This window comes from Pseudomonas kairouanensis, from assembly GCF_004682055.1.
In the GTDB taxonomy this organism is placed as follows: Bacteria; Pseudomonadota; Gammaproteobacteria; order Pseudomonadales; family Pseudomonadaceae; genus Aquipseudomonas; species Aquipseudomonas kairouanensis.
Genome location: NZ_QUZU01000004.1, coordinates 168,786 through 180,808, shown reverse-complemented (window position 1 = coordinate 180,808; position 12,023 = coordinate 168,786). Strand labels below are relative to the sequence as shown.

Below are 12,023 nucleotides of genomic sequence, written 5' to 3'. Positions count from 1 at the left end.
GGAGTTGCCATGAAGTCCCTGGCCAAATTGCGCTGTGCCTTGCTTGTACCGCTGGTGTTGACCGCGTTTGTGAGTACCCCGAGCGTTGCCCAGACCGAAGTCATTATTCGCCAGGCGCCACCTGCTGAGCGTGTCGAGATCATTCCCGCGCAACGCCCCGGTTATGCCTGGGACCGTGGCCATTGGCAGTGGCACCACGGTGCCTACACCTGGGTGCCAGGCCACTGGCAGCCGGTGATACGCAATGCGCGCTGGGAGCCGGGGCATTGGGAATCGCGCGGCCCGAATTGGTACTGGCGTGAAGGGCGTTGGGTTCGCTGACACCTGAGCCTTGGCCCCCGGAGCGAGAATTGCCCGATTGAAAAACACTGATCCGGACGTTGAACTGCTGGCACGCATCGGTAACAACGAGCCCGCCGCCGTCAACGAAATGGTGACGCGCAAACTGCCGCGCCTGCTGGCGCTCGCCAGTCGGATTCTGGGAGACCCCGACGAGGCCAAGGACGTGGCCCAGGAAAGCTTCCTGCGCATTTGGCGCCAGGCGGCCCGCTGGCGCAGTGGCGAGGCGCGTTTTGATACCTGGCTGCACCGGGTGGCGCTCAACCTGTGCCATGACCGTCTGCGCCGACGCAAGGAGCACCCACTGAATGAGGAGGCGGTGCTGGAACTGGCTGACAGCGCGCCATCACCGGATCAACAGCTGGAAGCCTTGGATAACAGTGCGCGCATGGCCGCAGCGTTGGCGGCATTGCCCGAACGCCAGCGCGAAGCCATTGTGCTGCAGTACTACCAGCAATTGTCCAACATCGACGCCGCTGCCCTGATGAATATCAGCGTCGAGGCACTGGAGAGCCTGCTGTCGCGGGCCCGACGCCAGTTGCGCAGCCAACTTGCCGATACACCCGGGCTCGCCCGCCCAGGAAGGGGAAAATCATGACACCTGAACGCTTTTCGCACTTGGCCGATGCTTATGGCGCCGAGCTGCATCGTTGGCCGCTGGCCGAGCAAGCACCGGCCCAGGCACTGCTGGACAGTGGTAGCGCCATCGCCCATGAGGCGTTGGGCGCGGCACGTTGGCTGGATGGCCAGTTGGACAGTCATCAACTGGCCTTTGTCGATCCGGCGCTGGCGCGCCGTATTCGCCAGTCGGCGCCGCGTCCACTGTCGTTCTGGTCGCGCTATGCGCGCTGGCTCTCACCGGCAGGCGTCGTGGGCGTGGGGGTCGCAGGCATTGTCACGGGCATGCTGGTGGCATCCATGAGCGTGCCGCTGCCGATGCTCTCATCCGAAGTACTGCCCAGTGTCTTTGATCAAGGCGACGCGGAAGTCGTGTTCAGCCTCAACACCGAGGAAGCCGAGCAATGACCGTCAGATCCCTTAAACCCTGGTTGCTGGTATCGGTTTTGCTCAATGTGTTCCTGGTCGGCGGGGTCGGCGGTGGCCTTTACCATTGGTTGGCGAGTGCCCAGCCGGCGCAAGCGGTGGTCAATCAACATGGGCTGCGCCAAGCGATGTTCAAGTTGCCGCCGGAGCGGCGCAAGGAGCTGCGCCAACTGTTACGGCATAACCGCGCCGACAGCCAACCGCTGATCATGGCCGGCCGCGAAGCGCGCATGGGGGTGATCAAGCAGCTGCAAGCGCCAAACCTGGACCGCGATGTTTTGGTCAGCGAATTGGCCAAGGCCAGGGAAGCCGATGCGGCGTTGCGAGCGCTGGTGGATACGACGCTGGCGCAGTTCGCCAGCACCTTGCCTCGGGATGAGCGACAAAACCTGGTGGAGGTGTTGTACCTCAGGGGCCAAGCCCGCGCGCTACAAACGCCGTAGGAAAGACTTGACGATATGCCGGGTGGCGTCCGTGGTGTCCAGTTGATCCATGGCGCCATAGGGCTGCCACTGGCAATCTACGATTTCATTGCACGGCCGCGCCTCGTCGATGTTCACCACCGAGGCCTCGAACACATGGTGCAGGGTGTCGCGGGCCTTGAGCTCTTGCAAGTAGAGCAGGCCATCCACGTTCAACCCGGTTTCTTCTTCCAGCTCGCGCGCGGCAGCCCCTACCGGGCGCTCGTCGCGCTCGACCTTGCCGCCCGGCAACGCCCATTTTGATCTGGCCTTGCGCACGAAGAGGATATGCCCCTCGTGTTCGCAAATGACCGTTGCCCGAGTTTTCATCGTCTGTGCCCCTGCAGTTGGATGAATGTCATAAAAGTGTAATGCAATTGTCATGCTAAAGGGGTGTGGCACAGGGCGATGGGTATGTGGATACTGCCCGCTTGATGAAAACGCACGAGGAGAATCAATGACTACCGTACGTTGGGGCATGATTGGCTGTGGCAGTGTCACTGAATTAAAGAGTGGACCCGCTTTCCACAAAGCGCCAGGTTCGGCGCTGGTGGCCGTGATGGGGCGTCGCGAAGAGGCTGTGCGCGATTATGCAGCGCGCCATGGCATTGCGCGCTTCTACACCGACGCCCAGGCGCTGATCGACGACCCCGAAGTTGACGCGGTGTACATCGCCACGCCGCCTGACAGCCACCTCGAATACAGCCTGATGGTGGCGGCAGCCGGCAAGCATTGCTGTGTCGAAAAGCCCATGTCCCTGAATGCCGAGCAAAGCGCGCTGATGCAACGCACGTTCGAGCGTGCCGGGCTGCACCTGTTTGTTTCCTACTACCGCCGTTCACTGCCGCGATTCCAACAAGTGCGCGAATGGCTGCAGGCCGGGCGCATCGGCGAGTTGCGCCAGCTGACCTGGCACCTGTGCAAACCCGCCGCTGTTGAGGACGCCAGCGCTGGCAACTGGCGCACCGACCCGGCCATTGCCGGTGGTGGTTATTTTGCCGACCTGGCCAGCCATGGCTTTGACCTGTTCCAGTTCCTGGCCGGTGATATCGTCGAGGTCGCGGGTTTTACGGCGCGCCAGGCCGGGCGTTATGCCGCCGAAGATGCGGTAACGGCGTGCTGGACCTTCACGTCCGGCGCGCTGGGCATGGGCTGCTGGAACTTTGTCGCCGACCGCCGTGAAGACACCGTAGAACTGATCGGCAGCCGTGGGCGCATCCAGTTTTCGGTGTTCGAAGACCAGCCCATTCGCCTCGAAAGTGAGACCAGCGAGGTCTTGGAAGTCCCCTGTCACGCCCATATCCAATGGCACCATGTGTTGGCCATGAACGCACATATCCGTGGCGAGGCCGAGCATCCTTCCTTGGCCATCGAGGCGCTGAAGACCGATCGGATCCTCGACAAGGTGCTACAACGTAACCCCCATCATCCCAGCTAGGCGCGATAGGGTTTTGTCTTTTCAAGGAGTACAGGGATGAAATACTGGATGCTGATGTGGCTGGTGCTGGCCACCGGTGCACTGGCGGCCCCCCGCAGCCAAGGCACGCCGGGGGAATTCGATTTTTACGTGCTGTCGCTGTCGTGGTCGCCGACCTTTTGCCTCACGCACCCGGATAACGAGCAGTGCACGGGCAAGGGCTATGGGTTTGTGCTGCACGGCTTGTGGCCGCAGTACGCACGGGGAGGGTGGCCGGCTTCCTGCGCGCCGCAGGTGCCATTGAACCGCGAAGCGATGGAGAAGGGCGCTGCGTTGTTTCCTACGCGCGCGCTGCTCAAGCACGAATGGGCCAAACACGGCACATGCAGCGGGCTTGAGCCCGTGGCCTATCTGGAGAAAACCGATGCGGCGCTGGGCGTCGTGAACATTCCGCAGCGACTGCAACCGTTCAACACGCCGCCGTCCCTGCAGGCCCGTGAGATCGAAGCGCTGTTTCGCGAGAGCAACCCGCGCCTGGGCAACCACGGGTTGGCCGTGATCTGCAGAGGCAAGGTGCTCTCGGAAGTGCGGGTGTGCCTGACCAAGGACCTGGCCTTCGCTGGTTGCCCACGCAGTGTGAAAACCCAGTGCCGCGACGGCGATATCCGCATTCCCACGCAGCGCTGAGGCCTCATCGCGCTGATCAAGCGTTGAGATACACCGGGCTATCGCTGGACAACGACGCCTTCACACCGTGGGATGTGTCGCTGACCAGCACTTCTTCACGGTCCTCACTCAGCGCTTGCAGGGTGAGAGCGACCACTTCCTGCGGCGTGCTTTTCGGTGCATCCACCCCGGCCACCATGTCGGTGTCGATGTAGGCGGGGTGCACGCCGATCACCAGAGTGTTTTGCTCACGCAACTCGCCGCGCAGGCCATTGGTAAGACCCCACTGGGCGGATTTTGAAGTGCTGTAGCCACCGGCACCCGGAGGGCTCAACCAGCTCAATACCGACAGCACGTTGATCAACGCGCCGCCGCCTTGCGTGGCCAGGATCGGCGCAAACGCACGACTGACCCGCAGGGTGCCGAAGGTGTTGACGTCAAAGTGTTGTTGCAGGTTTTCGACGCTGTCTTGCGCCAACAGCGAACCGTATTTGAGGAAGCCCGCGTTGTTGATCACCACGCTGACATCACTGGCCTGCTCGGCGGCGCGTTGTACGCTGGCGGCGTCTGTGATGTCCAGGGCAATCGGCGTACTGCCGGGGATGTTAACGCTGCCGGGGTCGCGTGCGCCGGCGTAAACCTTGGCCGCACCGCCTTCCAGCAGCGCGATGACAAACGCTTTGCCCAGGCCGCGATTGGCGCCGGTGACCAGTACCACTTTTCCACGAATATCCATGATGAGCTCCACGCTGAACATTAGGTTTAATAATGAAACCGTTTTTATGTTGAGCGTATCGGTCCTATAATGCAACTTAATTTTTGGAGGCCCGACAATGAAGCGCAAATGCATGGAAGGAAACGTCTGCCCGGTCGCCCGTGCCCTGGACGTGGTGGGCGATTGGTGGACGTTGCTGATCATCCGCGACGCCTTTGCCGGCGTGACCCGTTTCGGTGATTTCCAGAAGCACCTGGGCGTGGCCAAGAACATCCTCGCCACGCGCCTTAAGGATATGGTCGAGCAAGGCCTGCTACAAACCAGCGAAGTGGGCGCGCGCAGTGAATACCAACTGACCGACAAGGGCCGTGCGCTGATGCCGGTGCTGGTGACCCTGGCGCAATGGGGCGAAGCCTTCACCGAGCCGGACGATGTCGGCACCCGTGTGCTGGATGCGCGCTCGCTCAAACCGTTGCGCAAAGTCGAGATCGTTGCCGAGGACGGCCGTGTGCTGCAGCTCGAAGACATCGTCACCCAGGCGCCACTGGCCTGAAGCACAGGAGGCGCTAAACTCCTAGGGACCGCCTCCCCGTGGTGAACGGGCTTGCCGCCTCGTCCGGTGTTCGGAGGTCTTCCCACCAAGGAGACACGCCGTGAGCACCGACTTTGAAAGCAAGACCACCTTCCAGGGCCTGACCCTCAAACTTTATCGTGGAGAGGGCGCCGCATTGCTGGCCTTTGACCTGGCCCCTGACCTGGCGACACCCGATTTCGTCGGCTTCAGCATAGAGGTCAAATACCCCAACGCCGAACAATGGGGGGCGTTGCGCAACCGTCTGCACTTTGACTACCCACCGACCCCCGAGCGCCCGCGCAGCTTTTTGTCCACCGAGGCGCCGTTTCAGAAATTCCGCTGGGTGCATGTGCCCAGCGAGATCCTGGCCGGTTTCTACCGCTATCGGGTCACCGCGTGCTACATGGACGCCAACGGCACGCTGCGCAAGGGCGTGAGCCTGGAAGGCCAGATTTCCCTCGTTGCGCAAACCATTAACGATTTCCTCAATATCGGCTTTACCCGGGGCTTCGCTTCCTCCCAAGCCTACGGCGACCGGTTCGACAATGAAACCCGCATCCTGCCGCCGTCTGGTGCGCCGGTATCGGCGGCGCTGGAGGTGGACATGGCGCCTTTCGAAGCCAACTACCAATGGCTGGGTTTTGAAGCGCGGCAGTTGATCCTGCAGGTGCTGGACCAGGTGGCGAATGACCCCGAACTGACCCTCGACGCGCAGCTCTTCGAAAGCAAAGAGCCGGATATCCTGCGGCGCCTTGAACAGCTGGGCCCAAGGCTGCGGGCGATCATCGATGACAGCACCAAGCAAAAGCCGGCAACCAGCTGCGAAAGCATCAGCGCTCAACGCTTGACCGCCAGCGGTGCTCACGTCAAACGCATGCACTTCTCTGGCTTGCAGCACAACAAGGTGCTGATAGTACGCCGCGCCGGTCAGGCGATTCGGGTATTAGGCGGGTCCACCAATTTTGCTCTGCGCGGGCTGTATATCCAGGCCAACAATGTGCTGCTGTTCGACGATGTTGCCGTGGCCGGCAAGTTCGCCGAGGTGTTCGATGCCTACTGGAGCAGGCCAGCGGCTTTTCGCAAGAACCCGCTGTCACAGTACTGGTGGGTGGTACGCGACGCGCCCGGTTCCAAGGTGTCGTTGTGCTTCTCGCCCCATGTCGATGCATCGCTGTCCTTGGACCCCATCGCCGCCAGCATCGAGCAGGCCACCAGTTCGGTGTTGTACTCCATCGTGTTTCTCAACCAGATCACCGGCAACGTGCGCAGCGCACTGGACGAGTTGATGCAGCGCTCGCTGTTTTCCTACGGCGTGGCCCAGCGCACTGGCAAGCTGGCGGTGTACAAGCCGGATGGCTCGGTGGGGCTGTTGCCGTTTGCCTACCTGTCGAGCAACGCACCGGCGCCGTTCAAGGCGGAGTGGTCGGGCAATGCGGGGAACATGGTGCACAACAAGTTTGTGGTGACCGACTTCAACGGCACCCGTCCCACGGTATACACCGGCTCATCCAACCTGGCCGAGGGTGGGGAGAAGAAGAACGGCGATCACCTGATCTGCATCGAAGACCGCAAGGTGGCCGTGGTCTATGCGATCCAGGCCTTGTTGCTGTTCGACCATTTCCACTTTCGCGTCAATGCCGGCAAGCCTGGCGCCTTGCAAACCTTGCGCCTGGCCAAGCCGCCGGCGCCGGGCGGCAAGCCCTGGTTCGATGTGTACTACCGTCCTGGGCACGTCAAAGCGCGGGATCGGGAATTGTTTGTGAAATAGTGCGACGGGGGCATTTTGTTCAATACCCCACGCGATTGGCCCTTTACGGTGATGCCATCTTCATCGTCGCAAAAAGGAAATCGCAATGAGCTTGATCCTCTCCATGGCCGCCTTCGCCTTGGCCACCTCCATTACGCCAGGACCGGTGAATGTAGTAGCCCTCAGTTCAGGCGCGCGGTTCGGGTTTGTAGCCAGCCAGAAGCATGTGCTTGGCGCTGCGGTGGGTTTCACGTTGCTGCTGGTGCTGATCGGCCTGGGGCTGCATGAGGTGCTGGTGCGCTGGCCGATCCTGACCCAGTTGATCCAGTGGGGCGGCGTGGCCTTTCTGCTCTACATGGCTTGGAAACTGGCGGTGGACAACGGGCGGCTGGATGCCGATGGCAGCGCCACCGCGCCGTCGATGCTGTACGGCGCGATCATGCAGTGGCTCAACCCCAAGGCCTGGCTGGCCTGCGTGGCGGGCATGGGGCTGTTTGTGGCGGACGGCGCGGCGGCGCAGGTGTGGCTGTTTGCGGGCCTGTACCTGGTGATCTGCTACCTGTCGGTGGCGTGCTGGGCCTATGCCGGGACGTTTCTGCGTCGCTACCTGGGCAACCCTCAAGGCGTGCGGCTGTTCAACCGCTCAATGGCCGCGTTGCTGGTAGCCAGTGTGGGGTATTTGCTGATGGCTTGAGCGGGTCGCGGTATTGCCCCGGTGTCGCGGCGAAGTGCTGTTTGAAGGCGCGCTGGAAATGCGCCTGGTCCGAGAACCCGGCGGCCAGGGCCACATCGGCGATCAGTTGGCCCTGACGCAGTTGGCTGCGGGCGAACTGGATACGCTGGTTCACCAGGAAGGCGTGGGGCGTGAGCCCGTAATACTGCTTGAACGCGCGGATCAGGTAAGAGGGTGACAGCTCGGCTGCCAGGCAAATATCTTCGAGTTTCAGGGCCTGGGTGCAGTGTTCGCGAATGTACTCGGCCGCCCGCTCCAGTTTGTGGTTGACCTCCCGCAGTGGCGATTCACAGGGGTTGAGGCGTTGTTGAACGTCCGTGAAAAAACTCACCAGCAGACTTTGTTTTTGCAGGTGTTCGGCCTGGGGATCCACCAGTGTCCGATACAGCGCCAACAAGCCGCTATACAGCACCGGGTCGCGAGTGTGAGGGGTAGTGAACGCTCGAAAACCCTGGTCGCAGCTGAAGCCCAATTGGTGCTGCAGGTCGGTCAGCCACGGCGTGTCGATGTACAGCATCTGGTATGACCAGGGCTCATTCGCAATGGGGTTGCAGGCATGCACGTCGCCAGGATTCATCAGCACCACGGTGCCGGCGCAGATCTCGTAGGTGTCTGCGCCGTAGTGGTAATAGCTGCGCCCGGTGGTTACCGCACCGATGGAAAAATGCTCGTGGGCGTGTCGGGTGTAGGTGACCTGGCGTCCATCGGCAATGGCTCGCGCTTCGATAAACCCCAGCGCGCTATCGCGCCAGAAGCAGGGGGCTGCGGGGCTTGCTGACGAGGACATGGCGCGACGCTCCAGAAGGTTGCGGGCCCTAGGTTCCTGTATAACCGATGGTTGTTCAAGGCGTCATTTGACCGCCAGGGTCATGTTTTGAAAATAATCGCTCCAGGGGTCGTCGCCGCGGCTGACGGTTTCCAAAGTCGGTACGACAGCCGCCAATGCCCGCAGTTGTGCGCCGCCCTGTAGGTAATGATCCTGGATAATCTGTGTCGCCAGTGCCAGGGACCGCGGTGAGTCGAAGCTGCGGGGAATGCGATGGCCATCGGCATCGGCCTGCGGCAGTGCTTGGACCTCGGGCAGTGGGTTATCGAGTTTGCGAATGTACAGCCCCGGTCGGGGTGGCAGAGCCGTGTGCTTCACCGGCTCGGTACCCTGTGCGTACGCCAGCCAATCCAGGGCAAGGTTGGGCACCGTCTGGCTTGGCGAAGTGGCGGCGGCCAGTAACGTGGCGTAGTTCAAGTCACGTCTTGGCCGAAACAGCAAGTATTTGGGAAAGCATTCGTAGACATGCTGATCTGTGTAGAAACGGGCGCAGACAATCAAGCCAAATTCCCCGACACGACCAGGGCCGCTACGCAGGCTGAACAGCTCCACCGTGCCGTACTCCAGTGCTTCGCGTCGTGGCAGCGATAAACCTGACAAGGCATTTTGCATGTACTCGATGTAGGCGCCCTGCAGCTGCTTCAATTGGAGGTCAAAGGCGTTGTAGAAGGCTTGGTTGAACGGTTGCAACTGAGCGAAGTGACGGGCCATGTCCGCGTAGTTGATGGCCGGATCTGACGACACCCAGCGCACTGACGTGGCATCCAGTTCGTTGGCCATATACAGGTCGATGAACGAGTATTTGTTGGCAGTGTTCGTGTCTTGCACCGCCAATGACCAGACGAGGTCTTCCAGGGCTGCTGAGTGTGGGTACACCTTCTTAAGCGCAAGGAGGGCAATGCTGCGTTGGTTGGGGGCACGCAAGGCAAAGGTCGCCTGGGCAGCGCGCTGCCTCGTGCGCAGCGCGTTGAGCGCCGTGATCGCGGTGTTGGTCTGGGTCGGTGTGTAGCCTTTCTGGCGCGGCAGTACACCGTTGACGGCAGCCCAGGCGAGAATCGGCGGGATGGCCTCGGGCGAGTCCAGAAACAGGCGCCAACTGCCTCGCAGCGGTAAATAGGCCAGGTACAGGATTTCATCGTGACTCATCTGGCGCGCGGCCCCAGGTACGCGCAACTCCAGGTAAGTGGCGTATTGCTGGAACAGCACCCAGGTCTGTGTGGACAAATACGGCAGCGAGTCGGGAATGTCGCGCACCAGCAACTGGGGCCCCTGGCCGCACAGCATCAGGTGCGTTGCCAGTGCTGCGGCACCGGGGTCAAGGCCTCTGAAACTATGCTCTATTTGCGAACGCACAAAGGTGCTCGATTCAGCCCAAAAGTGGGGGGCCGTCAGATCCAGTCCGTTGAGGTGGCCAATATGGGTGTCGACGTCTGGCTCGAAGTTCAGGATCAGCGCCGCCCAAACCAGCGCACTGCGACTGGCGTGGCCACCACTCACGCTGGCTTCACTGCCATGCCATTGCACGGCTTGGGCCAATTGGCTGGCCAATTGCTGGGCGCGGGGCGAGGTGATCAGGCGGCTCATCAGCAAGTCGGCCTCGGCGCGAATATCTTCTGGCGTCTTACCCTGCAGCACGGGTTCGCTGAGGTAGTTGAACAGAGTTTGTTCGGTGCCTGCAACGAACAGGGCGCTGGTTGCGAGCACCTGTTGCCGTTCTTGCTTCGACAGCGTCCAGCCGATGGGCTGTGTGGCTTTGGCCGGAATAACCGCGCGCCAATAATTACTCTCGTACATAGGATGGGGCACGGTAATCGTCCAGCGCTGGGCTATGCGCCGCGCACCGTCCAGGGTGGTGGGCAATGGAATGCCATAGAGCCGCAGTGCCTGGCGCAAGCTGATGGCGTCGTTGGTGCGTATCTCGCCGCCCAGTTCGCTGGCGGTGGCTAGCAGTTGCCTGGCCATCGATGCCAACTTGGGGTTGGCCAGTACCGACTGGGTCAGCGGCTTCCACACACCCTCCTGGTCTCGGGCGCCAATTCCGTTTTCGACACTCAGCAGTACGTGACTGCTGGGGTCGATACGCTGTTGTACCAGGATGGCTACGAATTCTGTCTGCTGCACCAGCGCCTGTAGCTTTTGGCGGCCGGGTAACAATTTGACCGGCAGAATCTCCGGGTCGGCCGTGATAAACCCATCCAGGCCCTGAGGGCCGCTCAGCACGCCGCTGGTTGCGGTTCTAAGCAACGCATCTCGCAGGGTGTGACGGTCATTGAGCACCCCGATGAATCGGCTATAAATGTACCGCTCATCGAGACTGCGTGCCGATGCGTGCAGCGTCGGCGCCGGCGGCAGGGTCCATTGCCGCAACCGAGCAATCAGCGGGGCCAGTTCGGTTTGAGTCGTGATCCGTTCGATGCCGTAGACCTGTAGGCAGGCAGCAATGCTCAGGCTATGGTCCGGGTAAATGTCGGTGCCCAGCTTGTCGGCCAGGCGCCGTAGTGTGTGCCAGCGCAGGTTGGGGTTCTTGGGGCGCAGGTCACGCACCTGGATTTCGCCTCTACGCCGATTGGGCATTACGCGCACCACCTGTTTGGCGTGATCAAAAAAGTAGTCCGCCAGATTGGGCTGCACGCCTTCGACACCGTCTTCAACCACTCCCTTCAGAGACTGCGCCGCCTCTATCAAGGTGCGCGCCAGCAATGAGCCCGAGGCCAGGTGCAGCCGGGTGCTGAACAGGTCCAGGCCATCGAAGGGCACCAGTGTTTCCAGGGTATTGGCCAGTTGTTGGAAGTCGCGCTGCTGGCTGTGGCGCTCGCCATGGATCAACGAGCGGTTCTGGCCGACGTTATCAATGGACGGAAAGGCATCGGCGGCGCGCAACTCCTCGATGATCACTTGAGCCTGGAAGCGATTGGTTGGCATAGGGTAGCCATAGAATGCCAGCACCCGATCCAGCGTCAGCATGCGTTCAGTATTGGTGGCGCGGTCCCCGAGGTAGGGCATGCCTAGCTCGGCTGGGTCCATCAATTGGGCGATATAGATGATCGGGTTGGCCACCCTCCACCAGCCGGACGTGTCGGCCAGGGTAAAGCGCAGTTCGGTGGATTGGTGATAAGCCCGGCCTCGAAGCTGACCGTTGTGCACGTGCAGTGTGGTGAAGTCCAACTGGCGTTTGTCGGCCCATTCAAGGAACGGTGCACTGTTGATCGCCTTGGTGAACATGTCGCCCCATTGGCCCAACAGGGACAGTTCGGAAACCACGACCGGTGTGCTTGCCTGCAACGCTGCCGGGGTTTGCAATATCGGCAGCAACTGGACGATCAGCTCGCGATCACCCATGCGACGCAGGTCTTCGCGCTCGCTCAGGTCGCTGGCTGAATAGCTCGGGCCGTCCAGTACCAGGGTTTCGGGTGAATAGTCTTCAGGGGACAGCGCAAGCGCGAGTGTTCCTTCCATGGGGGCGGCCTTCAGTGGTGGCTAAACCCCAATGATTGGCTGCGG

Annotated in this window: 13 protein-coding genes; 9 read left to right on the top strand and 4 right to left on the bottom strand. The window is 61.4% G+C overall.

The window, feature by feature from the left end:
- Positions 1-9: 9 nt before the first annotated feature.
- The 4 genes from DYL59_RS05715 to DYL59_RS05700 are packed head-to-tail and all read left to right on the top strand — an operon-like array spanning position 10 to position 1,826.
- Entirely contained in the window at positions 10-321 is a 312-nt protein-coding gene (locus tag DYL59_RS05715; RefSeq protein WP_135288310.1) for a YXWGXW repeat-containing protein, read from the top strand.
- Between the two features lie 37 nt (positions 322-358).
- Positions 359-937: an RNA polymerase sigma factor gene (locus DYL59_RS05710; protein ID WP_135288309.1), complete on the top strand. Its 579-nt coding sequence runs from the start codon at positions 359-361 to the stop codon at positions 935-937.
- Positions 934-1,365, top strand: a complete 432-nt coding sequence (locus DYL59_RS05705; protein WP_135288308.1) for a hypothetical protein — start codon at positions 934-936, stop codon at positions 1,363-1,365. Before DYL59_RS05710 ends, DYL59_RS05705 begins: the two co-directional genes overlap by 4 nt.
- The gene (locus DYL59_RS05700) at positions 1,362-1,826 is read left to right on the top strand and encodes a periplasmic heavy metal sensor (RefSeq protein ID WP_135288307.1); all 465 of its coding nucleotides are present in this window, start codon (positions 1,362-1,364) and stop codon (positions 1,824-1,826) included. The genes DYL59_RS05705 and DYL59_RS05700 overlap by 4 nt, the downstream gene beginning before the upstream one ends.
- On the opposite strand, the gene DYL59_RS05695 is transcribed toward DYL59_RS05700, so the two are convergent.
- Positions 1,812-2,174, bottom strand: coding sequence for an NUDIX hydrolase (locus DYL59_RS05695; protein WP_135288306.1), 363 nt, complete (start codon positions 2,172-2,174; stop codon positions 1,812-1,814). The genes DYL59_RS05700 and DYL59_RS05695 overlap by 15 nt on opposite strands.
- Positions 2,175-2,301: 127 nt before the next feature.
- Here DYL59_RS05695 and DYL59_RS05690 point away from each other — a divergent pair, with 127 nt between their 5' ends.
- Together DYL59_RS05690 and DYL59_RS05685 are read left to right on the top strand one after the other, a co-directional pair.
- The gene (locus DYL59_RS05690; protein WP_135288305.1) at positions 2,302-3,282 is read left to right on the top strand and encodes a Gfo/Idh/MocA family protein; all 981 of its coding nucleotides are present in this window, start codon (positions 2,302-2,304) and stop codon (positions 3,280-3,282) included.
- 36 nt (positions 3,283-3,318) lie between these two features.
- On the top strand, positions 3,319-3,948 hold the full coding sequence (locus DYL59_RS05685) for a ribonuclease T2 family protein (RefSeq protein WP_135288304.1): 630 nt from the start codon (positions 3,319-3,321) through the stop codon (positions 3,946-3,948).
- A gap of 16 nt (positions 3,949-3,964) precedes the next feature.
- On the opposite strand, the gene DYL59_RS05680 is transcribed toward DYL59_RS05685, so the two are convergent.
- Entirely contained in the window at positions 3,965-4,663 is a 699-nt protein-coding gene (locus DYL59_RS05680; RefSeq protein ID WP_135288303.1) for an SDR family oxidoreductase, read from the bottom strand.
- Between the two features lie 97 nt (positions 4,664-4,760).
- Here DYL59_RS05680 and DYL59_RS05675 point away from each other — a divergent pair, with 97 nt between their 5' ends.
- The 3 genes from DYL59_RS05675 (at position 4,761) to DYL59_RS05665 (ending at position 7,657) form a co-directional block, all read left to right on the top strand.
- Entirely contained in the window at positions 4,761-5,195 is a 435-nt protein-coding gene (locus DYL59_RS05675; RefSeq protein ID WP_135288302.1) for a winged helix-turn-helix transcriptional regulator, read from the top strand.
- Between the two features lie 100 nt (positions 5,196-5,295).
- On the top strand, positions 5,296-6,984 hold the full coding sequence (locus DYL59_RS05670) for a phospholipase D-like domain-containing protein (protein ID WP_135288301.1): 1,689 nt from the start codon (positions 5,296-5,298) through the stop codon (positions 6,982-6,984).
- Between the two features lie 85 nt (positions 6,985-7,069).
- A complete protein-coding gene (locus tag DYL59_RS05665) occupies positions 7,070-7,657 on the top strand; it encodes a LysE family translocator (protein ID WP_135288300.1) in 588 nt (195 codons plus the stop codon).
- On the opposite strand, the gene DYL59_RS05660 is transcribed toward DYL59_RS05665, so the two are convergent.
- Together DYL59_RS05660 and DYL59_RS05655 are read right to left on the bottom strand one after the other, a co-directional pair.
- Positions 7,599-8,483 carry an AraC family transcriptional regulator gene (locus DYL59_RS05660; RefSeq protein WP_135288299.1) on the bottom strand — a complete coding sequence of 295 codons (885 nt, stop codon included), beginning with the start codon at positions 8,481-8,483 and terminating at the stop codon, positions 7,599-7,601. The genes DYL59_RS05665 and DYL59_RS05660 overlap by 59 nt on opposite strands.
- 63 nt (positions 8,484-8,546) lie before the next feature.
- Positions 8,547-11,978 carry a hypothetical protein gene (locus tag DYL59_RS05655; RefSeq protein ID WP_135288298.1) on the bottom strand — a complete coding sequence of 1,144 codons (3,432 nt, stop codon included), beginning with the start codon at positions 11,976-11,978 and terminating at the stop codon, positions 8,547-8,549.
- Positions 11,979-12,023: the final 45 nt, after the last annotated feature.